Here is a 24,424-nt window from a genome sequence, read left to right on the forward strand (position 1 = left end):
TGTAAAAGCCATGGAAGAGCTTTTGTGGCTGGATGTATCTTGTCTGCGGATGCAGGAATTTTTCAGGATTGGTCAATGTCCTAAGCCATCTCTGCCTTAGGCATCTCAAATGCAGGATTACTAAAAGCGAGAGGTTGAGACGCGGTCCCAGCCTCTTGTCGTATAAAGGAGAACAATGATAGTGTCAAGTGAAAAAGAACAAGTTGCCAAGTTTTGGCAGGATGAAGTTGCTCAGCATTATTTTGAAGTTTTGCGAACCTTGATTTCTAAAAAGTCGATATTTGCCCAGCAAACAGGTCTTCAGGATGTTGCCGGCTATCTGGGAGAAATTTTTGCCAATGTTGGTGCGGAGGTGACGATTGATGAGACCTATACGGCTCCTTTTGTCATTGCTAAATTTAAGAGTCCCAACCCGCAGGCCAAGACGATTATTTTTTACAATCATTACGACACTGTACCGGCTGACGATGATCAGGTCTGGACAGACGATCCATTTAAGCTGACCGTGAGAAAAGGTTATATGTACGGCCGCGGTGTTGATGATGATAAAGGACACATCACGGCTCGCCTGACAGCTGTCCGAAAATATATGCGAGAGGTGGGCGATCTTCCTGTTAATATTACCTTTATCGTAGAAGGAGCCGAAGAATCAGCCTCTACAGACCTTGATAAGTATTTGTCCAAGTATGCGGACAGTCTGCTGCCAGCTGATGTCCTAATCTGGGAGCAGGGTGTTAAAAACAGCCTTGGACAGTTAGAGCTGACAGGCGGAAATAAGGGAATTATCACTTTTAATCTTTCAGTTTCCAGTGCCGAAGTGGACATTCATTCCAAGTACGGAGCAGTTGTTGAGTCTGCAACCTGGTATCTGCTGAATGCCATTTCCAGCATGCGGGCCGATGACGGCCGGATTTTGATTGATGGTATTTATGATCAGGTATTAGAGCCCAATGAGCGCGAGCTGGATTTGGTGGAGCGCTTTGCCCTTGAAAACAGTGAGGGGCTGCGCAGAGTTTACGGTCTGAAACTTCCGGCTTTGAAAAAAGAGCGTCAGGATTTTTTGAAGACCTACTTTTTTGAACCGGCTCTGTCCATAGAAGGGCTTTCCTCGGGCTATCAGGGTCAGGGAGTGAAGACTATCCTTCCGGCAGCTGCCAGTGCTAAGATGGAAATGCGTCTGGTACCTGGGCTCAGTCCTCAATATGTTTTTGAAAAAATCAACAGCCACCTGAGAAAACTGGGATTTGAACATGTCAAAGTAACCTATACCTTGGGAGAAGAATCCTACCGCAGCGATATGAGTGCTCCGGCCATTTTGAATATTGTAGAATTAAGCAAGCAGTTTTATGAAGCGGGGGTCTCCGTTTTGCCAACCGCAGCAGGCACGGGGCCTATGCACACAGTCTATGAAGCTTTAGGCGTTCCTATGTTGGCTTTTGGCATCGGCAATCCCAACAGCCGGGATCATGGCGGCGATGAAAATGTTAATTTAGCCGACTACTACACCCACATTGAATTAATTAAGGAGCTAATCAGAAGTTATGAGTAAGGCGATTATACAACTCGATCATATTGATATCACCTTTCATCAAAAGAAACGCCGGATAGAGGCGGTTAAGGATGTCAGTGTGCACATTAATCAGGGCGATATCTACGGCATTGTCGGCTATTCCGGTGCCGGTAAGTCTACGCTTGTGCGTGTTATCAATCTTTTGCAGATACCGACGGCCGGAAAGGTCACGGTTGATGACGATGTCACCTTTGATAAGGGGAAAATTCAGCTGTCCAGTCAGGAACTGCGGCAGAAACGGCATGAAATTGGCATGATCTTTCAGCATTTCAATCTCATGGCACAAAAGACTGCTAGGCAGAATGTTGCCTTTGCTTTGCGGCATTCAGACTTAAGCGCTGCGGAAAAAGACAAAAAAGTCGCAGAACTGCTGGACTTAGTAGGTTTGTCTGACCGTGCAGATAATTATCCCGCTCAGCTGTCAGGCGGGCAAAAGCAGCGTGTGGCTATTGCGCGTGCGCTGGCTAATGATCCTAAGATTTTAATTTCGGATGAGGCAACGTCTGCCTTGGATCCTAAAACGACCAAGCAGATTTTGGCACTCCTGCAGGATTTAAACAAAAAATTAGGCCTGACGATTGTCATGATTACCCATGAAATGCAGATTGTCAAGGATATCTGCAACCGTGTGGCTGTCATGCAGGCTGGAGCGCTGATTGAAGAAGGTTCGATCTTGGATATTTTTTCTAATCCTAAAGAAGAGCTGACCAAGGACTTTATTGAAACAGCGACTGGTATTGAAGAAGCCCTGCTTAAGATCAAGCAGCAGGATATTGTCCAGAACTTACCGGCAGATGCGGTCTTACTGCAGCTGAAATATGCCGGTACAGCCACAGATGAGCCGATTTTAAACAATCTTTATAAGCATTATCAGGTAACTGCCAATATTCTTTACGGCAATATCGAGATTTTAGAAGCCACACCTGTCGGAGAAATGATTGTCATTTTAGAGGGGGATGCGGCTAATATCAAGCAGGCGCTTGATAATTTAAAATCATTAGATTTAGCAGTGACTGTTTTAAAGAGGGGAGCTTAAGGAATGCATGTGATTCAAACCTATTTACCAAATGTTTATGAGCTTGGTCTGACAGGAGATGCAGGCTGGCTGACGGCTCTGTTAAATACGCTGTATATGACCATTGTTCCCTTTATCATTGGCGGCGGGGTCGGTCTGGTTTTTGGCCTTCTTTTAGTGCTGATGGGGCCTGACGGTGTGATTGAAAACAAGACAGTCTGCTGGATTATTGATAAGATAACGTCTGTTTTTCGGGCCATTCCCTTCGTCATTTTAATTGCTGTACTGGCACCTTTGACCATGCTTTTGATGCAGACCAACTTAGGAGCGACAGCAGCCTTGGTTCCTCTGTCCTTTGCTACCTTTCCTTTTTTTGCCCGTCAGGTTCAGGTTGTCTTTTCTGAGTTGGACCGCGGTGTGATTGAAGCGGCTCAGGCTTCTGGTGCTACTTTTTGGGATATTGTCAAGGTTTATCTCAGTGAAGGTTTTCCGGACTTGATTCGTGTGTCAACCGTGACCTTGATTTCATTGGTTGGTGAAACTGCCATGGCGGGAGCTATCGGAGCCGGCGGACTTGGAAATGTTGCGATTTCTTATGGCTACAATCGTTTTAACAACGATGTAACCTGGGTTGCAACCCTCATCATCCTGCTGCTTATTTTTACCATTCAGTTTATCGGCGATACGCTGACAAGAAAAGTCAGCCATCGCTGATAATGCAGCTGTGTTTCAGCTAAAAGCAGCTGTGATGATTTTGGAGGTGATTTTGTGAAAGTAAGTCTTGTACAGTTTGATGTCAAAGACGGCCAGCCTCAAACAAATAAAAATAAGGTTTTAGAGCTCATGCAGCAAGCTCTGTCAGACCAGCCTGATGTTATTGTCCTGCCGGAACTGTGGAATACAGGCTATGCTTTGGACGAGCTGGAAGAAATAGCTGATGAAAATGGAGAAGACAGTATCGCTTGGCTCAGCCAGTTTGCTAGGGAGCATCAGGTCGCCTTGGTTGCAGGCTCTGTCGCTGTCAAGCGGCAGGGCAAATTTTACAATACTGCCTATAGCTTTGCTGCAGACGGAAAACTGGTCAATGCCTATGACAAGGTGCATCTTTTTGGTCTCATGGCAGAAGATCGTTTTTTGACTGCAGGGCAAAAAGAAAGCCACTTTGAGCTTGGCAAGGTCAAAGCCGTCCATGTCATCTGCTATGACATTCGCTTTCCCGAATGGACTCGCAAATTAGTGAGTCAAGGGGCAGAGCTTCTATTTGTCTCAGCCCAGTGGCCCAGCAGCAGGATTGATCAGTGGCGGACGCTCCTGCAGGCTCGGGCTATCGAAAACCAGGCCTTTGTTATTGCTGTCAATCGTATCGGCCAAGGAGCAACAGATCAGTTTAACGGCCATTCGCTTGTGATCGATCCTTTGGGAAACATTTTGCTGGAAACGGATGACAGCGAAGGTGTTTTCAGCAGTCAGATTGATATGCAGCAGGTTCAGGATGTCCGAGGAAAAATTCCTGTTTTTGCCGATCGACGGCCGGATCTCTATTCATAGCTGTCAGCGCTAAGCAGCAGATTCTGAAGTTGTTTTAAAGGGTCTGCTGTTTTTAATTTTTTGAATGGGATGTCCCAAAAAGTCTCCCTTGTGATAAAATAAGAATTGAAAGGAAGGTGAGTCAGTTCAATGAGCAACAATTTATTAGTTTTGCAGTCAGATTTTGGTTTGGTTGACGGTGCGGTGTCAGCCATGATCGGAGTGGCCCTGCAGGAGGAACCAACTCTCGGCATTCACAATCTGACCCATGAAATCACTCCCTACAATATTTTTGAAGGTTCCTACCGCCTTTTTCAAACGGTGGAATATTGGCCTGAAGGCACGACATTTGTGTCAGTGGTGGATCCGGGAGTCGGTTCTGACCGAAAAAGTGTTGTGGCTCTGACTGAGAAAAATCAGTATATCGTAACGCCCGATAACGGCACGCTGTCCTATATCAAAAGGCACATTGGCATTAAAGCGGTCAGGGAGATTTCTGAAATTGAAAACCGCAGGCGCAATACAGAACTGTCCTATACCTTTCATGGACGTGATGTCTATGCTTTTACAGGAGCAAAATTAGCTAGCGGTCACATTGCCTTCGAAGATGTGGGGCCTGAACTGCCTGTTGAGGCTATTGTGGAGCTTCCGACCGTAAAAACAGTTATTGAGGATAATCTTGTCCGCGGGGCAGTTGATATTCTTGATGTTCAATTTGGCTCTCTATGGACCTCGATCACCCGTGAAGAATTTTACACGCTTGCGCCCGAATTTGATGATCGCTTTGAGCTGACCATTTACAACAATGACATGCTGGTTTACCAAAATCAGGTCACCTATGGCAAATCATTTGCGGCTGTCCGTGTCGGCCAGCCCATCATCTATATCAATTCTCTCTACCGTGTAGGGGTTGCCATCAATCAGGGTTCCTTTGCCAAGGCCTACAACGTCGGGGTTGGGCCGCAATGGCGCATTGAAATTAAAAAAATTAACTAAGGAGACGACATGAAAAATAATTCTATTAAAGCGGTTGTCGCAACCGGTATCGGTGCAGCTCTGTTTGTCATTATCGGTATTTTTATCAATATTCCTCTTTTTGCCAATACCAGCATCCAGCTGCAGTATGCGGTTCAGGCCTTTTTGGCTGTTCTTTTTGGGCCTGCGGTCGGTTTTTTCACAGGTCTTATCGGACACATGGTTAAAGATATGTTTGCCGGTTACGGTATCTGGTGGTCATGGGTGATCCCAAGCGGTCTGGTTGGCCTTGGCATCGGTTTTTTGAAAAATCGTCTTCGGGTCGAACAGGGATTTTTTACAGCTAAAGATGTGCTGACTTTCAATGTTGTACAGATTATTATCAATATTATTGCCTGGGGAATTGTGGCGCCTCTGGGAGATATTGTCATTTTCAATGAACCTGCCAGCAAGGTATTTGTTCAGGGCCTGCTGGCCAGTGTGGCCAACGCTTTGACAATTGGTATCGGTGCTACTATTTTGCTGGCTGTCTATGCTAAAACACGGACACAGTCAGGAAGCCTATCCAAAGACTGACTTTTTTGAAAATCAGGGATACATCTTATGGAACCATTTATTGAATTTAAAGATTTTTCCTTCAAATACGATGCCCAGGCAGAACCCACTCTGAAAAATATCAATTTATCAGTGAAAAAGGGAGAAAAAGTGCTGATTGTCGGCCCTTCCGGCTGCGGAAAATCAACCTTGGGCCATTGTCTAAACGGCATTATTCCCAATATTTACAAGGGACAGGTGAGCGGCAGCCTGACTATTGGCGGCAAGGATTCCTTTAATCTGTCTGTATATGAAAAGTCACATCTTGTCTCAACCGTTTTGCAGGATCCGGACGGTCAGTTTATCGGCTTGACAGTGGCTGAGGATTTGGCCTTTGCACTGGAAAATGACTGCGCAGACCATCAGACGATGGTTGAAAAGGTCAATATCTGGGCTGAGCGCTTAGAACTGACGGATTTGCTTGATCATCGCCCTCAGGACCTCTCAGGCGGTCAGAGGCAGCGTGTCAGTCTGGCCGGCGTTTTAATTGATGAAAGTCCGATTTTGCTCTTTGATGAGCCTCTGGCTAATCTGGACCCAAAAGCTGGCCAGGACACCATTGATTTGATCGATCGGATTCACCAAGAAGAAGGAACGACTACGATTATTATTGAACACCGGCTGGAAGATGTTCTCTACCGCCCTGTTGATAAAATTGTGCTGATTAATGATGGCCGGATTCTTTTTGATGGCAGTCCTGATGAGATTTTGCAGACCAATCTGCTGCGGGAAAACGGCATCCGCGAACCCCTTTATTTGACGGTTCTGCGTCAATTAGGTCTCGATGTGAAAAAAACAGCCCATTTAGCGGCACTCAGTCAGCTTAATCTCTCAGGCATTCACTTTGAAGAAACAAGCAGCCTGCCTGCTTCTAAGCCTTCTCTGCCTTTGCTTACCATTGACGGTTTTAATTTTTCTTACACGCCGGATCGACCGATTTTGCAAAATTTGTCTGTTCAGATTAATAAAGGGGAGCGCATTGCTATTGTCGGGAAAAACGGTGCCGGCAAATCTACTCTGGCCAAGGCGCTCTGTCAATTTATAACTGCCAGCGGCCGCATCTACTATCAAGGAAAAGACATCTCTTTTGATTCTATTAAAGAGCGATCTGAGCGCATCGGTTATGTTTTGCAGAATCCCAATCAGATGATCAGCCAGACCATGATTTTTGATGAGGTGGCTCTGGGGCTGCGTCTTCGCGGTTTTCCTGAGGAGCAGGTGAAGGAGAAGGTTTTTGCCGTTCTAAAAACCTGCGGCCTGTATGAATTTCGCAACTGGCCCATTTCTGCTTTGTCATTTGGGCAGAAAAAGCGTGTAACGATTGCATCAATTTTAGTTTTAAATCCGGAAATTATCTTATTGGATGAGCCGACAGCAGGGCAGGATAAGAGACACTATACAGAAATGATGGCCTTCTTAGATGAGCTGAATGCTCTGGGGCATACCATTATTATGATTACGCACGATATGCAGCTGGTGCTGGAGTACTCAGACCGGGCACTTGTCATTAGTCAGGGGCAGATTTTGGCAGATCAAAGCCCTGTTGAACTCTTCAGTCAGCCGGAATTACTGGCAGCTGCTAATTTGAAACAAACCAGTCTCTTTGATTTAGCGAAAAAACTAGGCTGTGATCCTATTTCGCTGACCCGTTATTATATTGAGCACCAAGGAGGATCGGATGAATAAACAGTTGATAGGCTATCATGATAGCGAGGGCTTCCTCTATGAACTGTCAGGCGCCAGCAAGCTCCTCTTTTTTCTCCTTGTTTCCATTGCCTGTATGACAACCTATGATACCCGTTTGATTTTAGCAGTAGGGCTTATGTCTGTTTTGCTGTTTAAATCAGCCGATATTCACTGGCGGGATATTTCCTTTGTCATGAAGTTTGTGACGGTTTTTGCCGTTTTGAATGTGGTCATGGTTTATCTTTTTGCGCCTGACTACGGTGAGAAAATCTACGGTGCAAGGACACTGCTATGGGCAGGAACAGGGCGGTTTTACCTGAGCTGGCAGGAAATTTTCTACCTTTTAAATCTTGTTCTCAAGTATTTTTGTACGGTTCCTTTGGCAATACTCTTTTTGATGACTACCCATCCCAGTCAGTTCGCTGCCAGTCTTAATCAAATCGGCGTTCCTTATAAGGTGGCCTATGCTGTCAGCCTGACCTTGCGCTATATTCCGGATGTTCAGGAGGAATTTTACATGATTCGGACATCGCAGGAAGCCCGCGGTTTGGAGCTGTCTCAAAAGGCAAACCTGCTCAGCCGGATCAAGGGTAATCTGCAAATCATCATTCCTTTAATTTTCAGTTCTTTAGATCGGATTGATACCGTTTCAACGGCAATGGAGCTGCGGCGGTTCGGAAAAAATAAAAAAAGGACCTGGTACATGTATCAGCCCTTTAGAAAAAAAGATATCTTAGCAATTGGCTTAGCCTGCTTCATCTTATTGATTAGTTTTTGGTTGTTCCGTTTGAACGAAGGCCGCTTTTACAATCCTTGGAGATAGGATTAGCTAAGTGATGTGAAACATATAAAAAACTGTCATCTGATGCCGCAGCAATGTGCGGGTGTCAGATGACAGCTTTTTGGTTTTCTACAGCGGTTTTTTATTGGGAATACCGGCTTTGCGCGGGTATTTGTTGGGCGTTTCTTTTTTCTTTGTTACTAAGGTAATATTGCGCTCGTCTCCGTTAGGAAGCTGGTAGTGATAATTTCCTGAAACCTGACTAAACAGCACTTTCAGCGCCTTCTGAGCAGCTGCAATTTCCTCATCAGCAGCGCTGGCTTTCAGCGCTACAAGCTGACCGCCCACCTTTAAAAAGGGGATTGTCAGCTCGGCTAATACCTGCATCCGGGCAACAGCGCGGGCAGTAACTAGGTCAAACTGAGCACGAAATTGTTTGTCCTGTCCGAGATCTTCAGCTCTGCCATGATAAAAATGGACATTAGTCAGCTCCAGTTCCTCAGCCAGCACCTGCAGGAATTTGATGCGTTTATTCAGAGAATCAATGATTGTCACCTCAAGCTCGGGATAAATGATTTTCATGGGAAGACTGGGAAAGCCAGCTCCGGCGCCTATGTCTAAAAGCTTGAGCGGCTCATTTTTGATGCAGCCCTCTAAAATAGGAGCTGCCGAGTCATAAAAATGCTTCAGATAGACTTCCTTTTCCTGAGTAATGGCTGTGAGATTGATCTTTGTATTCCATTCGACCAGCAGTTTAAAATAAGAAGCAAACTGTCTTTTTTGGCGGTCAGACAGATTGATTTGGTACTTGGCTAAGGCTTGGTAAAATTCTTCAGGGGTCATGCTTTCTCCTTTTATCATCATTTATTCTAACATAATTCTTCTTTTTCTGATATAATGGAGACAAGAATTTTTAAGGAGAACCCCCATGTTAATTTGGATTATTTTAATTATTGCTGCCTTGCTTATTGTTTGGGTAATTGTGAGTTACAATGCTTTGATCAGAAGCCGTATGCAGACACAGGAAGCTTGGAGTCAGATTGATGTGCAGCTGAAGCGCAGAAATGATCTCATTCCTAACTTGCTTGAAACGGTCAAGGGCTATGCTAATTATGAACAAAGCACTCTTGAAAAGATCACAGAACTCCGCCGTCAAGTGGCTGATGCCAATACGCCTAATGAAGCCATGCAAGCCAGCGATGCTCTTGGAAAACAAATGGCCAGTATCTTAGCGATTGCTGAAAATTATCCTGATCTTAAAGCCAATCAAAACTTTATGAAGCTCCAAGATGAACTGACTAACACAGAAAATAAAATTTCATACTCACGTCAGCTCTTTAATTCAACAACAGCTAACTACAATGTTAAACTGGAAACTTTCCCAAGCAATTTAGTTGCAGGCCTGTTTGGTTTTAAAGCCAGCGAATTTCTGGAAACGCCCGAGGAAGAAAAATCAGTGCCAAAAGTTGATTTTGGCGATATGGCTTAGGAGACTGCTATGCTGTTTGATCAAATTGCCAGTAATAAAAGAAAGACAATCATTTTGCTGGTTGTCTTCTTTCTGCTTTTAGCACTTATCGGTGCTGCGGTCGGATATCTTTGGCTGGATAGTTTAACTGGCGGTGTCATTATTGCTTTAATTATTGGCTTTATTTATGCCTTTAGCATGATTTTCCAATCAACCAATGTCGTAATGGCCATGAATAATGCCAGAGAAATAAGCGCAGATGAGATGCCCGACTATTACCATATAGTGGAAGATATGGCTATGGTGGCGCAGATTCCCATGCCGCGTGTTTATGTGGTTGATGATCCGTCACTCAATGCCTTTGCGACCGGATCCAGCCCCAAGAATGCTGCGGTTGCAGCGACAACAGGTCTTTTAGCGGTCATGAACCGTGAAGAGTTAGAGGGGGTCATCGGGCATGAGGTCAGCCATATCCGCAATTATGATATCAGAATTTCAACTATTGCCGTCGCTCTTGCCAGCGCCGTGACTCTTATTTCCAGTATCGGCGGCCGGATGATGTGGTTTGGCGGCGGCCGCAGCCGCCGTTCGTCAAATAATAATGAAGGCGGCGGTTATGTGCAGATTATTTTATTGGTTTTTTCTATTTTAGCTATTGTTTTAGCGCCTTTGGCGGCCAGTCTCGTTCAGCTGGCCATTTCCCGCCAGCGCGAATATTTGGCGGATGCCAGCTCGGTTGAATTGACCCGCAATCCGCAAGGAATGATCAAGGCTTTGCACAAATTAGAACAGTCACAGCCCATGTCTCATCCTGTGGACGATGCCAGTGCTGCGCTTTATATCAACGATCCGCAGAAAAAATCCAGCCTGCAGCATCTCTTTTATACGCATCCGCCCCTTGCTGACCGCATTAAACGTTTGGAGCAAATGTAGCAAGAAACCTATTTAAAATTAGTTCATTTAAAAACAAGAGAGCAGAAAACAATCCTTTTCTTTAACAGAAGCGATTGGATTCTGCTCTTTTTAAATGCAGCGGCTTAAACAGAATTTCAAGGACAAGTCAGTGGATTATTGATATAATGGTAACAATTTGAAGAACTAGAGGAGGAAATAGAGAATGTTTACTATTAGTGATATTAAAAAGCAGCCGGAAGGTCTGGCATTTGAAGAAAGGCTCTCTATTGAAGAAGCTGTAAAGGAAAGAAACCCCGATGTTTTGGCTCTTGAAGATGTTTTGGCTAAGGGAAGAGTCAGTTATGATGACGGGCTGTATTTGTTAAATTATGAGCTGAGCTATACCATCAGCCTGCCTTCCAGCCGTTCTTTGGAAACTGTCAGACAGGCAAAATCATTGTTTATCAATGAAGTTTTTATAGAAAACAGCCAGTTAGAAGATAAGAAAGATCTGGTGGATGAGGATCTCGTCCTGATTTTAGAAGATGCCGCCATTGATTTAGAGGAAAGTGTTATTGATAATATTTTACTTAATATTCCATTAAAGATTCTTACCGAGGAAGAAAAACAAAGTCAAAATTTGCCTTCAGGACAGGATTGGAATCTTCTCAGTGAAGAAGACTATCAAAATTTACAGAAAGAAAAGAAAGAAAAAAACAGTCCGTTTGCAGCTTTGGATGGATTATTTGATGATGAAGAGTGATTTTTCTGCTATTGGATGTCAGGAAACAGCTTCAAGGTTTCAAGTTGTTGAATAAATCAAATTTTTTTCTTAGAAAATGACTAAGAAAAATCAATACCAGCCATTGAAAAAAGAAAATAGAAATAGTATAATGAAAAAACTGGTGGATTATTTTAAAAAATAAAATTTTGAAAAAGGGTTTGATGACATTCGTTTTTCCTTGATAATAAAGGGATTAGCCATCATCATAATAAAAAAATAATGACCTTATAGAACTGTAATAAGTTTGTTGCCTAGACTTTATAGTTTAATTATAAAAAGTTTATTTTATTAGAATAATATTATAATATTTTATTAGAAGAATAAGCAGAGGGGTATATGGCTAAAAGTATTTTAATTATTGAAGACGAAAAAAATCTTGCAAAGTTTGTTTCGCTGGAGTTGCAGCATGAAGGATATGAAGTTGATGTGGAACATGACGGACGTTCCGGTTTAGACAGAGCTCTTGAAAGAGACTTTGATTTAATCCTTCTTGATCTGATGCTGCCGAAAATGGACGGTTATGAAGTAACGCGCCGGCTGCAGCTGGAAAAAACAACTTATATCATTATGGTTACTGCCCGAGATTCTACTATGGATATTGTCAGTGGATTGGACCGCGGTGCTGATGGCTATGTCGTCAAACCCTTCGCCATTGAAGAACTGCTGGCTCGGGTTCGTGCTATTTTTCGCCGTCAGGATATTGAAAGAGCCAAAAATTCTTCGAAGAAAGACAGTACTTACCGTGATCTGCAGCTGGATGTGCATAATCGGGCTGCCATTCGAAATGGTGAAACCATACCTTTAACCAAGCGAGAATTTGATTTGCTCAGTGCTCTTATGGAAAACCTCAATCAGGTGATGACCCGAGAAGAGCTTTTGGACCGAGTTTGGAAATATGATCAAGAGGCCGAAACGAATGTGGTAGATGTCTATATTCGCTACCTGCGCGGCAAGATTGATGTTTCCGGCAAAGAAAGCTATATTCAGACAGTCCGCGGTATGGGCTATGTTATCCGCGAAAAATAGATAAAAGCAAAGGGGAGGAAGAAATTTCTGCCCTTTGTTTTTGTTCGGAGGTGTGCTGAATAAAAAGCATTACCGGTGGGGGCAGAACAGGTTTCATTTGGCTGCTGCTTACTTTTGTTCTAGACCAAAATATGGTAAAATAAAGTACTAACCTGAATCAAGAAGTGAGGTGTTTTCATGCGTTGTCCTAAATGTAATTATTTAAAATCCAGTGTTGTTGACAGCCGTCAGGCTGAGGAAGGCAACACTATCAGACGCCGCCGAGAATGTGAAAATTGCCATACACGTTTTACAACCTTTGAAAGAATTGAAGAACTGCCGCTTTTGGTTGTCAAAAAGGATGGAACCAGAGAGCAATTTTCCCGTGATAAAATTTTCAATGGCATTATCCGCAGTGCTCAGAAACGTCCTGTCTCCAGCAGTGCTATTGAAAAAGTTGTCAATGATATTGAGCAAAAAATCCGCAGTGATTATGACAGCGAAGTTTCCAGTGTTGTTATAGGAAACCTAGTCATGGATGAGCTGGCGGAGCTGGATGAGATTACTTATGTTCGATTTGCCAGTGTCTACCGCAGTTTTAAGGATGTTGATGAAATCGAAGCGCTCCTGCAGCAAATTACCAACCGCGTCAGAAGTAAGAAAAAGAGTAAATTAGATGAAACCGATTGATGAATTTCTCTATGTCAGGCAGAACTATCTTCTGCCTGATACGGTCAGCCTCATGCGCTTTTATTTGCCCATTATCGGCAGTGATGCTGCGGCTCTTTATCAGTACTTTATCAGTTTTTTTGATAATGGTGAAAAAAGGCATAAATTCAGCGAAATTCTTAACCATACGCAATTTGGCATGGCTCGTTTTGAAGAATCCCTGTCTCTTTTGACAGCCATGGATCTTTTAGCCTTTTATGAGAAAGAGGGCCTTTATTATGTGAAATTGCTGGCGCCTTTAACTGCTGAGGCCTTTTGTAAAAATGCTGTCTATCGCAATCTCCTAGAGCAAAAAATCGGTCAGGTTGCTTTGGAGCATCTGGAAGTGTCTGTTCCTTACGATGCCAGCAATCTATCCAAACGGTTTTCTGATGTTTTTGGCTATACAGAAGAGCAGCCTCAGCCGCAGGAAGCAGCTAAAAGCAAAACAGACTTTGATTTAGACAGTTTTAAACACTTGATGACAAGAGACGGCCTGCAGTTTGCTGATGAACGGACAGATGCAGTGGCTTTATATGTGATTTCTGAAAAATATAAACTAACTTGGTATGAAACCTATCTTTTAGCCAAAGAGACAGCCAGTCAACATAAGATTTCAACCAAACGCATGCAGCTGAAGAAAGAGCAGGCCAAGCAGGCTGATACGGCCGGTCAATTTTCTAAGGAAGAGCAGATTATTATTCAGGAGGCCAAGCTTGACCGCCCTGAGGTTTTCTTAGCAAAGATCAAGAAGGCGCGGCACGCAGCGATTACTGCAGATGAGAGGAAACTGCTGGCTGATTTGGCAGAGATGAGCTTTTTGGATGAAGTTATCAATGTTATGGTCTTATATACGGTGTCCAAAACGAATTCTGCCAACCTCAACAAGCGCTATTTGATGAAAATTGCCAACGACTTTGCCTATCAAAAGGTCGTTTCGGCGGAACAGGCTGTTGAAAAGATGCGTGCTTTTTCAGAACGCAGAACGAAGCAAAATCAGGAAAAAGCCAAAACAAAGAGCAATGTTCCCGAGTGGAGCAATCAGGATTACAAGAATGAAACAACGGCAGACGAGCAGGCACGTTTAGAGGAAATTAAACGTCAGACGCTTGCCAGATTGAGAAAGGATGGTGAGTAGATGGAAAAGATTGGACAAACGCTGGCCAAAAAGGATACTAAGAAGCACTACAATACTGAAGAAATGATGCAGACTATTTTGGCAGACCAAGATATTGCTGATTTTATCGCTGCTCATCATTTGACTCAGGAGCAGATTAAGCTCAGTCTGCCTAAGTTTAATCAGTATCGTTTAGAGCGCGACCGCTTTAAAAATCACGATGAAAATTACGTGGCCAAGGGCTATCAGCCGATTCTGACCATGAATGCAGGCTATGCAGATGTTTCTTATCTGGAAACCAAGGAGCTCAAAGAATCTCAGAAGAGACAGGCTGTTTCGGAACGCATCAATGTGGTCAGCCTTCCCAGATCTTATAAAAACATTTCTTTTGATGATATCAGTCTTGATGATGTCAAACGTTTAGACGTCTTTAAGATGGTTGCTGATTTTGTTGAAAACTACCCCAGCTCTGACCAAAAAGGTCTCTATCTTTATGGAGACATGGGGATTGGTAAGTCCTATCTGATGGCGGCCATGGCTCATGAACTGTCAGAGCAAAAAGGCGCTGCGACTACTCTGCTACATTTTCCGAGCTTTACTATTGATGTGAAAAATGCCATCAATACTGGAACGGTCAAGGATGAGATTGATGCTGTCAAAAAAGCTGAAATCCTGATTTTGGATGATATAGGAGCAGAGCAGAGCACTTCCTGGATTCGGGACGAAGTTTTGCAGGTCATTTTACAGTACCGCATGTTAGAGGAGCTGCCTACCTTTTTTACCTCTAACTATAGTTTTAAAGATTTAGAGGCTAAATTGGGCAATATCCGCGGGAGTGACGAAACTTGGCAGGCTAAGCGTATCATGGAGCGGATTCGCTATTTAGCTAAAGAAGTTCACCTAGAAGGTGAAAATAGAAGATAAGAAGGAGCAGTAATGGCTTTACCAACCGTAGCGATTGTCGGCCGTCCCAATGTCGGCAAATCAACGCTTTTTAACCGTATAGCCGGTGAACGCATTTCCATCGTTGAAGATGTTGAAGGTGTGACAAGGGACCGCATCTATGCAAGTGCTGAGTGGCTTAACCGTAAGTTTTCTTTGATTGATACAGGCGGCATTGATGATGTTGATGCACCGTTTATGGAACAAATCAAGCACCAAGCTGATATTGCCATGACAGAGGCTGATGTTATTGTCTTTGTGGTATCCGGCAGAGAAGGCATTACAGATGCTGATGAGTATGTTGCAAGAATTCTCTACCGTACCAAAAAGCCGGTCATTCTTGCTGTTAATAAGGTTGACAATCCTGAAATGCGCAGTGAAATCTATGATTTTTATTCGCTTGGTCTGGGTGATCCCTATCCTGTTTCATCTGTGCATGGGATTGGTACCGGAGATGTGCTCGATGCGATTGTGCAGAAACTCCCAACAAAGCTCGAAGAAGACAATCCTGATGTGATAAAATTCAGCTTAATCGGCCGTCCCAATGTTGGTAAGTCCAGTCTTATCAATGCTATTTTGGGAGAGGAGCGCGTGATTGCAAGTCCTGTTGCCGGTACGACGCGTGATGCAGTTGATACGCGTTTTACGGACAGTGAGGGTCAGGAATTTATCATGATTGATACTGCCGGTATGCGAAAATCCGGCAAGGTTTACGAAAACACTGAAAAGTACTCCGTCATGCGTGCCATGCGTGCCATTGATCGTTCTGATATTGTGCTGATGGTTATCAATGCTGAAGAGGGAATTCGGGAATATGACAAACGTATTGCAGGTTTTGCTCATGAAGCCGGCAAGGGCATAATTCTCGTTGTCAATAAGTGGGATACCATTAAAAAAGACAACCATACAGTTGCCCAGTGGGAGGCTGATTTAAGAGATAACTTCCAGTATATCACTTATGCACCGATTATCTTTGTCTCTGCTCTAACCAAACAGCGTTTAAATAAGCTGCCGGAGATGATTAAACAAATCAGCCAGAGCCAAAATACGCGTATTCCGTCAGCGGTACTCAATGATGTTATCATGGATGCAGTGGCGGTTAATCCAACACCGACTGATAAAGGCCGCCGGCTTAAAATATTCTATGCGACACAGGTTTCTGTCAAACCGCCGACCTTTATTATTTTTGTCAATGAAGAAGAGCTGATGCATTTTTCTTATCTGCGTTTTCTGGAAAATCAAATCCGCGAGGCCTTTGTGTTTGAAGGCACCCCAATTCGTTTGATTGCTCGAAAACGTAAGTAAAGGCTATCTGTTTAGCAAGTGTCTAGCCTCATGGATAGGGAAAAGAGTTTATGATGTATCAAGCTATTCAAAAATATTTGAGTCAGCAAGGCTTCAAATATACCAAGTCCGAAAAGTCAGGGCCTCTAGCGGGAGAAATGATGGCCTTAAAGTCTCTGGGTCAGGCTGCCCGTCAGGAATTTACAGAAATTGCCAAAGCTCTGGAACCTAAAGTTTCTCCTTTTCAAATGACTCGTGTCAGCAATTGGGCCAATCAGGCTCAGATAGCCAGACCTCATTTTTGGTGTTATTTTAAAAGACCAGAAGACAGCCAGTCTGATGTTGGTCTTGCCATCAGGCTCTATGGCCAGTCTGAGGACTTTGGTATTAGTGTGGAAGTCAGTTTTGTAGAACGCAAAAAATCAGAAATGACGCTTCTTAAGCAGCATCAGGTCCTTGAACTTCCTATAAAAGCACCACTTTATTATTTTGCTCAGGAACACGGACTCAGCCACCGTCTTGCAGGAACTGAAGCTAATCGTCAGGAGTTACGGGAAAAAGTTGCAAGCGGTCAGGTTCGAAAAGTTTTGGTTAAGTATGACATTCCTATATCAGAAAAATTAGATCTAAATACACTGACGAATCAATTTGCTCAGGGATTTGACAAGCTTATGCCTTATTATCAGGCAACCAGATGAAAGATGTTGGGCCGCTTTGACTTAAATTTTATGGGATTTGTTTTGTCAAGCTGACTATTTTCTTTTCAGAATCAGACTCCTTATTTGCACATATGCAAATAAGTAAAAATAAATTTTCATATTTGCGAATTTTTAAAAACTGCAAACTAAAATGATAAGATAACATTGAAAAGTATTTTACATTTTACGAAAGCTGTTAGCTAATCGCACCAGACGAGGTAATAATATGAAAAAATATCTGATGGTCCCTTTTTTATTGATAATCCTATTTTTAGGGATTTGGGTTCTCTTAACGTCAAATAATATGCTGCAGATGATGTTTGCCCTTATTGGTATGGTGCTGGTTTTATTCGGCGTTTTTAAAGAATACGGTAAGGCAGACAAAAAGTAGGCTCAAGTAGATTTTTTTGATGTCTTTTGGTAAGGTCTCATCAAAGAAAATAGAAGTCTCCTAGGAGGCTTTTTTCTTGCCTTGAGAAAAGAAAGCGAGTAGGGTATAATGTCTGTAAACGTTATCAAAAGGAGACGACAGGTGACAGAATCTTATATTTTAGCAATTGATGAGGGAACAACGTCAACGCGGGCCATTCTGTTCGACAAAGCAGGAAAGAAGGTACATGAAGCCCAAAAAGAATTTCCCCAATATTTTCCGCAGCCCGGCTGGGTTGAGCATGATGCCAATGAGATTTGGAATGCTGTCCAGGCGACCTTAGCAACTCTTTTTATCGAATCTGGTATTAAACCTCAGCAGGTTGCAGGCATCGGCATTACCAATCAGCGTGAAACCACGGTTATCTGGGATAAGGCAACAGGATTGCCCATCTACCATGCGATTGTCTGGCAGTCCAGGCAGACCAGCAGTATTGCTGATAAGCTGAGGACTGACGGTTATCAGGAGGTGATCCATGCTAAAACGGGGTTAATTGTTGATGCTTATTTTTCTGCTACTAAGATTCGCTGGATCTTAGACCAAGTACCAGGTGCCCAAAAGCAGGCAGAAAATGGGGAGCTGCTCTTTGGTACGATTGATACTTGGCTGCTCTGGCGTTTGACAGGCGGAGAGGCTCATATGACTGATTACTCTAATGCCAGCCGGACCATGCTGTTTAATATCAATGATTTGACTTGGGATCAAGAAATTTTAGACCTGCTCAATATTCCAGCCAGTCTTTTGCCGGAAGTAAGGGGGAATTCTGAAATATATGGTTATACAGTTCCTTTTCATTTCTTTGGCAGTTCCGTTCCCATTTGCGGCATGGCTGGAGACCAGCAGGCAGCTCTTTTTGGACAGCTGGCTCTAGAAGAGGGAATGGTCAAAAATACTTACGGAACAGGTGCTTTTATTGTCATGAATACAGGTCAAAAGCCCATTAAATCAGCCAATAATCTCTTGACGACGATTGCTTACGTTTTAGACGGAGAGGTGACCTATGCTTTGGAAGGCTCTGTCTTTGTAGCAGGCTCTGCTTTGCAATGGCTGCGCGATAAATTGCATCTTTTGGCATCAGCACCGGATTCTCAAGCAGCGGCTTATCGTTCCCAAAGCCATAACGAAGTCTATCTGGTTCCTGCTTTTACAGGACTTGGGGCTCCTTACTGGGACAGTGAAGCGCGCGGAGCAGTTTTTGGGCTGACCCGCGGAACGACTGATGACGATATCGTAAAAGCGACTCTGCAGTCCTTAGCTTACCAGACGCGAGACGTCATAGATACCATGCAGGCTGACACAGCTATTGCTATTCCTCAGCTGCAGGTGGATGGCGGTGCGGCTATGAATACCTATCTCATGCAGTTTCAGGCAGATATTCTCCAAATACCGATTGAACGGGCAGCTAATCTGGAAACAACAGCCCTTGGGGCAGCCTTCTTAGCAGGCTTGGCAATCGGCTACTGGCGGGATACGGAGGAATTAAAAGAGCTCTTCGTTGCCAGCCAGCGATTTGAGCCGTCAATGTCCGCCCAAGAAGCACAAGAACTTTACCATGGCTGGCAAAAAGCTGTTGCTGCCACCCGTTATTTTGCTATTAAAGATAAGAACGAGAAAAATTCCTAATAGTGCATTTATCTGGGCTCATTGTCAGCTGTAAAGTTGACATGAGCCATTTTTTGTCTTTTTTAGTTGGAAAATTTTTGAAATGAATCAATAAAAAAAGTCCTCAAAAAATACTTTTCAAGGACTTTTATTTTACAGCTAGGATTGTTATTTAATCAACCCTTTTTTGTTTATCCATCTGATAACTCCGGCAAGTAAATAATACTGTTATTAATCCCAGAGCGATAATAACAGCCAGAGAATTCACTACAGTAGGTAAAGTATCAATTCTATTGAATAAACGCATAACAAGAAAGGACGGTGAGAAGAAGTAGTACAGATAAAATACGCTATTACGAATACATTTATTACTACAACAACAAATGAATCAAGGTAAAGTTAAAGGGACTAAGCTCTGTGGAGTACAGAACTCAATCCTTATCATAAATTTATAGTCCAACTTTTTGGGCATAGGCTGCCGGACCATAGCCGATTCCAGCCGGATGCATAAAAATGCTTTTCATAAACGCATGTTTTATACTTCTGGTAACAATGAAATTAGAGGACCGGATAAGGAAGACGAATTGGTCCTCCAATCACCCTAGAAATTTCCCAGAAATCACTCCAACTAAATCCGCCTTCTACAGCAGCGAGTTCGTTTGCATCCATTGTTTCAAATCGTTCCAATGCTTGACTTGTCATAAGATAGCCATCCTTTACTTTATTTTTTTGTCTGCCTTTTCAGCTAACAAGGCCATTGTAAAACTTTTTTGCCTGCCTGCCAACCCAAAAAGATTGAAAGAAAGATGAAATTAATTTTTACGTTAAAGGGGTGAGACTTTATATATTTTCTGTTAATTTTTTAATCATTCATTAACAAAAAATAGATTTTCATCAAGGTTAAAACAGCTGAAATGTTCATAGTTATCAAAAGAGCAAACTTAATCTTGAAAACACATCAATTAAAAAGTCCAGTTAAGAAAAGCCCCAAAAATAGCTGTTTTTGAGGGCTTTTGGGATGCATCTATTGAGGTTATTTACTGTTTTGACCAATCACCTCAACCCCGCCCATATAAGGTCTGAGGGCTTCAGGAATGGTAACTGAACCATCTTCGTTTTGGTAGTTTTCAAGGATAGCTGCGACGGTACGTCCAACAGCCAGTCCTGAACCGTTCAGTGTATGGAGCAATTTTACCTTGCCGTCGGCTTCGTCGCGGTAGCGGATTTGAGCCCGGCGGGCTTGGAAATCTTCGGTATTTGAACAGGAAGAGATTTCGCGGTAGGTATTTTGAGCTGGAATCCAAACTTCTAAATCGTAGGTTTTAGCCGCTGAGAAGCCCATATCGCCGGTACATAGAGTAATGACACGGTAAGGCAGCTCCAGCTTTTGCAGGATATTTTCGGCATTGGCTACCATTTTTTCCAATTCTTCATAAGAATTTTCCGGCTTGGCAAATTTTACCATTTCGACCTTATGGAATTGGTGCAGGCGGATAAGTCCGCGAGTGTCACGGCCGGCAGACCCGGCTTCAGATCGGAAAGAAGGACTCATGGCAGTGAAGTAAACCGGCAGGTCTTTGCCGTCAATGATCTCATCGCGATAATAATTGGTCAGTGGAACTTCAGCTGTCGGAATGAGAACATAGTCAGTATCTGCCAATTCAAAGGTATCTTCTTTGAATTTAGGATATTGGCCTGTCCCAAACATGGACTCATGGTTGACCATGTATGGCGGAATAACTTCTGTGTAGCCTTCTTTAGCATGTTCATCGAGCATGAAGTTATAGATGGCCCGCTCTAAACGAGCCCCCAGTCCCTTGTAAAACAGGAACCGTGACCCTGTGACCTTGGCCCCGCGTTCCCAATCTAAAATATCGAGATTTTCGCCCAGATCCCAGTGAGCCTTGATGTCAAAGTCAAATTCACGGGGAGTTCCCCAGCGGCGGACCTCAACGTTTTCATCTTCATCAGCTCCTAGAGGAACACTTTCGTGAGGTGTGTTGGGCAAGACCGTTATGATCTGATTCAGTTTGTCATCAGTTTCAGCCAGTTCAGCATCAGTTGCTTTGATCTGCGCTGATAATTTTTGCATGGCCGCAATCTGTGCAGAAGCATCCTCTTTATTGCGTTTAGCCTGTGCGATAGCTGCAGATGCTGTGTTGCGTTCGGCCTTGGCTTCCTCAGACTGGATGAGAAGAGACCGGCGTTTTGCATCAAGGTCTTTGAGTTCTTGTAAGCTATCCTGACTGACACCTCGGCTGACTAGTTTTTCAGCGATACGGTCAAAATCATTGCGAATGCGTTTAATATCTAACATATTTTCTCCTTAAAATAAAAACACAGGCAGTGACTTGCTGGAGCGCCTTAAGCGCGGTTCCATCCAGCTTCACATTCTGTGCTCTTAATTACTGTCATCAAAAATTTTCACGGTAGAATTTCACATGGTTTCTTTACCTGCTCGCAGCAGCCGCAGGCTTTCTGAAAAAGATTCGATGCTACTTATCCGTTGTTTTCATTATACAAGATTTAAAATAGAATGTAAATACGAAAAAATGAGAAATCGCCTGTTCAGAATCATTAATTTTATGAAATTGATTTAACAAAATATCTCAAATTTAAAACATTTTTCCGTTTGCCCGTTTCCTGTGTTAGAATAGTAAAACGATGAAAGAAAATATTAGAGAAAAAGGACGTTCACACTACAATTCTGGGATCGATTTTCTTCGTATTTTTGCCATGTTTATGATTGTCGTCACCCATGTTTTGGGAAAGGGCGGTATCCGCTCAACTGTAGAGGAGGATTTTGATCCTTATTATTTTGTGACCTGGAGCATTCAGGTGCTGGCTTACAGTGCTGTTAACTGCTATGCCTTGATTAGCGGCTATGTCGGCGCCCATTCGCATTACCGATATTCAAAATGCCTTTCTTTATGGCTGCAGGTGTTCTTTTATACATTTGCCTTTACGGCTATCTTTACGTTTTTACAAAAACCGGTAACCTATCATGACTGGATTGAGGCCTTCTTTCCTATTATCACAGGACAGTATTGGTATGTGACAGCCTATTTCGGCCTTTTGATTTTTATGCCTATTTTAAACATCGCTTTAAAAAGGCTGAGGACAAAAGATTTAAAGCATCTAGTCATTTTGGCGATTGTCTTTTTTTCTGTGCTTCCGGTCTTGTTTAATACGAAGGTGGATGAATTTTCCTTTGCTAAGGGCTTTAGCATGAATTGGCTGATTGTCCTTTATATTATCGGTGCTTATTTGCAGCGGCTTGATTTGAAAAAACTGTTCAGCCGCAGGCTGATCCTATTGATTGCTCTGACAGCTATGGCTGCAACGCTAACTGCTAAACTGCTCATTGGTGATATTTGGTATTGGTACACATCGCCGACGCTTCTTTGTGAAGCCCTAGCCATTTTTATTTTCTTTGCAACCCTAGAGATAAAAAAGGGCAGCCGCTTTTTCAAGTTAATCAAGCTGCTGGCTCCGACAACGCTGGGAGTTTATCTGTTCCACCTCAATCCTTTGATGGTTCGCTTTTTCTTAGAGGATGGTTTTGAATCGTTTGTCACGGCGCCCATCTGGCTTTTTCCTTTTCTGATTTTGGGAACGGCTTTTCTTATCTATGTGGTTTCCACCTTGGTCGAAATTTTGAGAATAAAGCTGTTTGATTTCTTGAACTTGAAACAATTTATCATGAAAATTGACAGCTGGCTGCCTTTTGGCGACTATGATAACTAAAAAATGCTGAAGACCTCTTCAGCATTTTTTATTGCCTTATTTATAAGAAATAAGATTAAACGTTTAATTCTTAGCTGCTTTGTGTTTTCTGCTAAAACGCGAAGCGATTTTTTGAATGAGGCTGGGATACCTCACAACCTTATCATTGCCAATATGCTGGCGGGATATTTTTAAAATTTTACCTGAATCAGACGAGGCAAAGAGAAATTTACCTTGGTCAGTAACAATCTCAAAATGGCGGCTGACTTTTCTTCGGCTGACGTTGGCACCCATTTCAAGGATGCTTCCCCAAGGAATCTGAATGAAGTGTTCAACATTATTATCATTATAAAATTCAAACCCGCGATCGCCTAAGAGAAATTTTCCGACTTTACCACCGATTCCCAGATAAGAAACGCCCTTACCAGTGTATTCCACTTTTGTATTGATTGATTGTACCATAACTTACTCCTGAATAATATGTTTTATTATATCAAAAAAAGAAAGCTTGCGCTATTTTAGATAGCAAAAATAGCGATAATCAGTTATAGGTCTAAGGTCTTCTGACTTAGCTGCTCAGCCTTTGAGCGCTAAAAAACTCCCCTGTGGGCTCAATGAAATTTTTCACTGTCACCATTAGGGGAGTATATCAACAAAACTCTAAGGAATTTTTAATGATATGAATAGCTTGATATTACATCAATCCAATAACATGGGCTACGATACCAACGATAAAGAGTCCAATAATGATTGTGATTGGAGAAACTTTTTTCTTAAGCAGCCACATACATAAGAAAGTAAGGAGCAAGCCCATAAGACCTGGGATCAAGGAGTCCAGCTGACCTTGCAGCGTGTTTACTTTGTCATGTGTTAAGCTGAGTCCGTCATTAACTTGACCCAAAATTGTTTGTAATTGCTTGCCTGAGACACTGCCGTTAGGAAATTCAATATAAGCTCCTTTGGCAAGTGGTGTTGACGGAAGACCTACAGTAAATTTAATAGATACCCAACGTTCTACCAAAGCAGCCAAGATGAACATACCTAAGATAGAAGCACCTTTGGTAATATCTTTGAGAATACCGCCGGAGAGGTCTTTTGTAATTTCAGAACCTGCTCTGTAACCAAATTCTTGTGTGTACCACAAGAAGGCCATACGGATAATATTCCAGCCAAAGAAGAAAATGATTGGACCAAGGATGTTGCCTGAAGATGCAATAGACGCACCAAGGGCACCGAGGATAGGACGAATGGTAAACCAGAAGACCGGATCACCGATACCGGCTAAAGGTCCCATCATACCGATTTTAACCCCTTGAATAGCTGCATCATCAATTTCAACACCATTAGCACGTTCTTCTTCCAGAGCGAGGGTAACCCCCATAATAGGAGCAGCTACGTAAGGGTGGGTATTAAAGAATTCCAGATGGCGTTCCAAAGCAGCAGAACGCTCTTCTTTTGATGTATAAAGTTTTTTGATGGCGGGGATAAGTGCGTAAGCCCAGCCCAAGTTTTGCATCCGTTCATAGTTCCAAGAACCTTGCAGGAAAGTGGAGCGCCACCAAACTTTACGACGATCAGATTGTGTTAATTGAATTTTTTCTGCCATGTTAATCGCTCC

The 24,424-nt window shown here is 43.0% G+C and carries 25 protein-coding genes; 20 read left to right on the forward strand and 5 right to left on the reverse strand.

Translation table 11 applies throughout. The annotated features are described in order from the left end of the window. Window positions 1-175: 175 nt before the first annotated feature. From G573_RS0102930 to G573_RS0102965, 8 genes are all read left to right on the forward strand, one after another. A complete protein-coding gene (locus tag G573_RS0102930; protein ID WP_027975311.1) occupies window positions 176-1,549 on the forward strand; it encodes a M20/M25/M40 family metallo-hydrolase in 1,374 nt (457 codons plus the stop codon). Continuing rightward, window positions 1,542-2,606 carry a methionine ABC transporter ATP-binding protein gene (locus tag G573_RS0102935; protein ID WP_027975312.1) on the forward strand — a complete coding sequence of 355 codons (1,065 nt, stop codon included), beginning with the start codon at window positions 1,542-1,544 and terminating at the stop codon, window positions 2,604-2,606. The genes G573_RS0102930 and G573_RS0102935 overlap by 8 nt, the downstream gene beginning before the upstream one ends. A gap of 3 nt (window positions 2,607-2,609) precedes the next feature. Then, window positions 2,610-3,299 carry a methionine ABC transporter permease gene (locus G573_RS0102940; RefSeq protein ID WP_027975313.1) on the forward strand — a complete coding sequence of 230 codons (690 nt, stop codon included), beginning with the start codon at window positions 2,610-2,612 and terminating at the stop codon, window positions 3,297-3,299. A 54-nt stretch (window positions 3,300-3,353) separates the two neighbouring features. Continuing rightward, a complete protein-coding gene (locus G573_RS0102945; protein ID WP_027975314.1) occupies window positions 3,354-4,133 on the forward strand; it encodes a carbon-nitrogen family hydrolase in 780 nt (259 codons plus the stop codon). A gap of 129 nt (window positions 4,134-4,262) precedes the next feature. Further along, on the forward strand, window positions 4,263-5,108 hold the full coding sequence (locus G573_RS0102950; RefSeq protein ID WP_027975315.1) for an SAM hydrolase/SAM-dependent halogenase family protein: 846 nt from the start codon (window positions 4,263-4,265) through the stop codon (window positions 5,106-5,108). Window positions 5,109-5,117: 9 nt separating this feature from the next. Continuing rightward, the gene (locus tag G573_RS0102955; protein WP_027975316.1) at window positions 5,118-5,663 is read left to right on the forward strand and encodes an ECF-type riboflavin transporter substrate-binding protein; all 546 of its coding nucleotides are present in this window, start codon (window positions 5,118-5,120) and stop codon (window positions 5,661-5,663) included. A gap of 27 nt (window positions 5,664-5,690) precedes the next feature. Beyond that, window positions 5,691-7,367, forward strand: coding sequence for an ABC transporter ATP-binding protein (locus tag G573_RS0102960; RefSeq protein WP_027975317.1), 1,677 nt, complete (start codon window positions 5,691-5,693; stop codon window positions 7,365-7,367). Then, the gene (locus G573_RS0102965) at window positions 7,360-8,190 is read left to right on the forward strand and encodes an energy-coupling factor transporter transmembrane component T family protein (RefSeq protein ID WP_027975318.1); all 831 of its coding nucleotides are present in this window, start codon (window positions 7,360-7,362) and stop codon (window positions 8,188-8,190) included. The genes G573_RS0102960 and G573_RS0102965 overlap by 8 nt, the downstream gene beginning before the upstream one ends. A gap of 87 nt (window positions 8,191-8,277) precedes the next feature. Here the strand turns inward: G573_RS0102965 and rsmG are convergent, their stop codons facing one another. Further along, the gene (rsmG, locus tag G573_RS0102970; protein ID WP_027975319.1) at window positions 8,278-8,991 is read right to left on the reverse strand and encodes a 16S rRNA (guanine(527)-N(7))-methyltransferase RsmG; all 714 of its coding nucleotides are present in this window, start codon (window positions 8,989-8,991) and stop codon (window positions 8,278-8,280) included. Window positions 8,992-9,076: 85 nt separating this feature from the next. Between rsmG and G573_RS0102975 the strand changes: the two genes are divergently transcribed. The 11 genes from G573_RS0102975 (at window position 9,077) to glpK (ending at window position 19,101) form a co-directional block, all read left to right on the forward strand. After that, window positions 9,077-9,637 carry a LemA family protein gene (locus tag G573_RS0102975; protein ID WP_027975320.1) on the forward strand — a complete coding sequence of 187 codons (561 nt, stop codon included), beginning with the start codon at window positions 9,077-9,079 and terminating at the stop codon, window positions 9,635-9,637. 9 nt (window positions 9,638-9,646) lie between these two features. Next, window positions 9,647-10,549 (forward strand): zinc metalloprotease HtpX, encoded by a 903-nt coding sequence (gene htpX / locus G573_RS0102980; protein ID WP_027975321.1) that lies wholly within the window; start codon window positions 9,647-9,649, stop codon window positions 10,547-10,549. A gap of 184 nt (window positions 10,550-10,733) precedes the next feature. Continuing rightward, on the forward strand, window positions 10,734-11,273 hold the full coding sequence (locus tag G573_RS0102985) for a YceD family protein (RefSeq protein WP_027975322.1): 540 nt from the start codon (window positions 10,734-10,736) through the stop codon (window positions 11,271-11,273). 357 nt (window positions 11,274-11,630) lie between these two features. Then, complete coding sequence (locus G573_RS0102990) at window positions 11,631-12,320, forward strand: response regulator transcription factor (RefSeq protein WP_027975323.1); 690 nt, start codon at window positions 11,631-11,633, stop codon at window positions 12,318-12,320. Between the two features lie 177 nt (window positions 12,321-12,497). Next, entirely contained in the window at window positions 12,498-12,989 is a 492-nt protein-coding gene (gene nrdR / locus G573_RS0102995; RefSeq protein ID WP_027975324.1) for a transcriptional regulator NrdR, read from the forward strand. Beyond that, the gene (locus G573_RS0103000) at window positions 12,976-14,145 is read left to right on the forward strand and encodes a DnaD domain protein (protein ID WP_027975325.1); all 1,170 of its coding nucleotides are present in this window, start codon (window positions 12,976-12,978) and stop codon (window positions 14,143-14,145) included. The genes nrdR and G573_RS0103000 overlap by 14 nt, the downstream gene beginning before the upstream one ends. Next, window positions 14,146-15,048, forward strand: coding sequence for a primosomal protein DnaI (gene dnaI / locus G573_RS0103005; protein ID WP_027975326.1), 903 nt, complete (start codon window positions 14,146-14,148; stop codon window positions 15,046-15,048). A gap of 12 nt (window positions 15,049-15,060) precedes the next feature. After that, entirely contained in the window at window positions 15,061-16,371 is a 1,311-nt protein-coding gene (gene der / locus G573_RS0103010) for a ribosome biogenesis GTPase Der (protein WP_027975327.1), read from the forward strand. 53 nt (window positions 16,372-16,424) lie between these two features. After that, window positions 16,425-17,048 carry a hypothetical protein gene (locus G573_RS0103015; protein ID WP_027975328.1) on the forward strand — a complete coding sequence of 208 codons (624 nt, stop codon included), beginning with the start codon at window positions 16,425-16,427 and terminating at the stop codon, window positions 17,046-17,048. Between the two features lie 226 nt (window positions 17,049-17,274). Next, on the forward strand, window positions 17,275-17,439 hold the full coding sequence (locus G573_RS11495) for a hypothetical protein (protein WP_169364435.1): 165 nt from the start codon (window positions 17,275-17,277) through the stop codon (window positions 17,437-17,439). A gap of 108 nt (window positions 17,440-17,547) precedes the next feature. Further along, the gene (glpK, locus tag G573_RS0103025) at window positions 17,548-19,101 is read left to right on the forward strand and encodes a glycerol kinase GlpK (protein ID WP_425423394.1); all 1,554 of its coding nucleotides are present in this window, start codon (window positions 17,548-17,550) and stop codon (window positions 19,099-19,101) included. Between the two features lie 537 nt (window positions 19,102-19,638). Here glpK and G573_RS11395 read toward each other — a convergent pair. Both G573_RS11395 and serS read right to left on the reverse strand, forming a co-directional pair. Then, on the reverse strand, window positions 19,639-19,782 hold the full coding sequence (locus tag G573_RS11395; protein ID WP_156888788.1) for a ComC/BlpC family leader-containing pheromone/bacteriocin: 144 nt from the start codon (window positions 19,780-19,782) through the stop codon (window positions 19,639-19,641). Between the two features lie 331 nt (window positions 19,783-20,113). After that, window positions 20,114-21,397, reverse strand: coding sequence for a serine--tRNA ligase (serS, locus tag G573_RS0103035; RefSeq protein ID WP_027975330.1), 1,284 nt, complete (start codon window positions 21,395-21,397; stop codon window positions 20,114-20,116). 347 nt (window positions 21,398-21,744) lie between these two features. On the opposite strand from serS, the gene G573_RS0103040 reads away from it, so the two are divergent. Beyond that, window positions 21,745-22,827 carry an acyltransferase gene (locus tag G573_RS0103040; protein ID WP_027975331.1) on the forward strand — a complete coding sequence of 361 codons (1,083 nt, stop codon included), beginning with the start codon at window positions 21,745-21,747 and terminating at the stop codon, window positions 22,825-22,827. A gap of 63 nt (window positions 22,828-22,890) precedes the next feature. Here the strand turns inward: G573_RS0103040 and G573_RS0103045 are convergent, their stop codons facing one another. Both G573_RS0103045 and G573_RS0103050 read right to left on the reverse strand, forming a co-directional pair. Then, a complete protein-coding gene (locus G573_RS0103045) occupies window positions 22,891-23,268 on the reverse strand; it encodes a DUF956 family protein (RefSeq protein WP_027975332.1) in 378 nt (125 codons plus the stop codon). A 232-nt stretch (window positions 23,269-23,500) separates the two neighbouring features. Then, window positions 23,501-24,412 carry a PTS system mannose/fructose/sorbose family transporter subunit IID gene (locus G573_RS0103050; protein ID WP_027975333.1) on the reverse strand — a complete coding sequence of 304 codons (912 nt, stop codon included), beginning with the start codon at window positions 24,410-24,412 and terminating at the stop codon, window positions 23,501-23,503. Window positions 24,413-24,424 lie beyond the last annotated feature (12 nt).

This window comes from Streptococcus devriesei DSM 19639 (assembly GCF_000423725.1).
Lineage (GTDB): Bacteria > Bacillota > Bacilli > Lactobacillales > Streptococcaceae > Streptococcus > Streptococcus devriesei.

Bases quoted from the DNA above. Each gene is read 5' to 3' on its own strand.
- G573_RS0102965 (WP_027975318.1), top strand. From the start codon at position 7,360: ATGAATAAACAGTTGATAGGCTATCATGATAGCGAGGGCTTCCTCTAT.
- G573_RS0103015 (WP_027975328.1), top strand. From the start codon at position 16,425: ATGTATCAAGCTATTCAAAAATATTTGAGTCAGCAAGGCTTCAAATAT.
- htpX (WP_027975321.1), top strand. From the start codon at position 9,647: ATGCTGTTTGATCAAATTGCCAGTAATAAAAGAAAGACAATCATTTTG.
- G573_RS0102935 (WP_027975312.1), top strand. From the start codon at position 1,542: ATGAGTAAGGCGATTATACAACTCGATCATATTGATATCACCTTTCAT.
- G573_RS0102940 (WP_027975313.1), top strand. From the start codon at position 2,610: ATGCATGTGATTCAAACCTATTTACCAAATGTTTATGAGCTTGGTCTG.
- G573_RS0102975 (WP_027975320.1), top strand. From the start codon at position 9,077: ATGTTAATTTGGATTATTTTAATTATTGCTGCCTTGCTTATTGTTTGG.
- rsmG (WP_027975319.1), bottom strand. From the start codon at position 8,991: ATGACCCCTGAAGAATTTTACCAAGCCTTAGCCAAGTACCAAATCAAT.
- nrdR (WP_027975324.1), top strand. From the start codon at position 12,498: ATGCGTTGTCCTAAATGTAATTATTTAAAATCCAGTGTTGTTGACAGC.
- G573_RS0102960 (WP_027975317.1), top strand. From the start codon at position 5,691: ATGGAACCATTTATTGAATTTAAAGATTTTTCCTTCAAATACGATGCC.
- G573_RS0102955 (WP_027975316.1), top strand. From the start codon at position 5,118: ATGAAAAATAATTCTATTAAAGCGGTTGTCGCAACCGGTATCGGTGCA.
- G573_RS11495 (WP_169364435.1), top strand. From the start codon at position 17,275: ATGAAAAAATATCTGATGGTCCCTTTTTTATTGATAATCCTATTTTTA.
- G573_RS0103000 (WP_027975325.1), top strand. From the start codon at position 12,976: ATGAAACCGATTGATGAATTTCTCTATGTCAGGCAGAACTATCTTCTG.
- G573_RS0102930 (WP_027975311.1), top strand. From the start codon at position 176: ATGATAGTGTCAAGTGAAAAAGAACAAGTTGCCAAGTTTTGGCAGGAT.
- G573_RS0102985 (WP_027975322.1), top strand. From the start codon at position 10,734: ATGTTTACTATTAGTGATATTAAAAAGCAGCCGGAAGGTCTGGCATTT.
- der (WP_027975327.1), top strand. From the start codon at position 15,061: ATGGCTTTACCAACCGTAGCGATTGTCGGCCGTCCCAATGTCGGCAAA.
- glpK (WP_425423394.1), top strand. From the start codon at position 17,548: ATGTCTGTAAACGTTATCAAAAGGAGACGACAGGTGACAGAATCTTAT.
- G573_RS11395 (WP_156888788.1), bottom strand. From the start codon at position 19,782: ATGACAAGTCAAGCATTGGAACGATTTGAAACAATGGATGCAAACGAA.
- G573_RS0102950 (WP_027975315.1), top strand. From the start codon at position 4,263: ATGAGCAACAATTTATTAGTTTTGCAGTCAGATTTTGGTTTGGTTGAC.
- dnaI (WP_027975326.1), top strand. From the start codon at position 14,146: ATGGAAAAGATTGGACAAACGCTGGCCAAAAAGGATACTAAGAAGCAC.
- G573_RS0102990 (WP_027975323.1), top strand. From the start codon at position 11,631: ATGGCTAAAAGTATTTTAATTATTGAAGACGAAAAAAATCTTGCAAAG.
- G573_RS0103050 (WP_027975333.1), bottom strand. From the start codon at position 24,412: ATGGCAGAAAAAATTCAATTAACACAATCTGATCGTCGTAAAGTTTGG.
- G573_RS0103040 (WP_027975331.1), top strand. From the start codon at position 21,745: ATGAAAGAAAATATTAGAGAAAAAGGACGTTCACACTACAATTCTGGG.
- serS (WP_027975330.1), bottom strand. From the start codon at position 21,397: ATGTTAGATATTAAACGCATTCGCAATGATTTTGACCGTATCGCTGAA.
- G573_RS0103045 (WP_027975332.1), bottom strand. From the start codon at position 23,268: ATGGTACAATCAATCAATACAAAAGTGGAATACACTGGTAAGGGCGTT.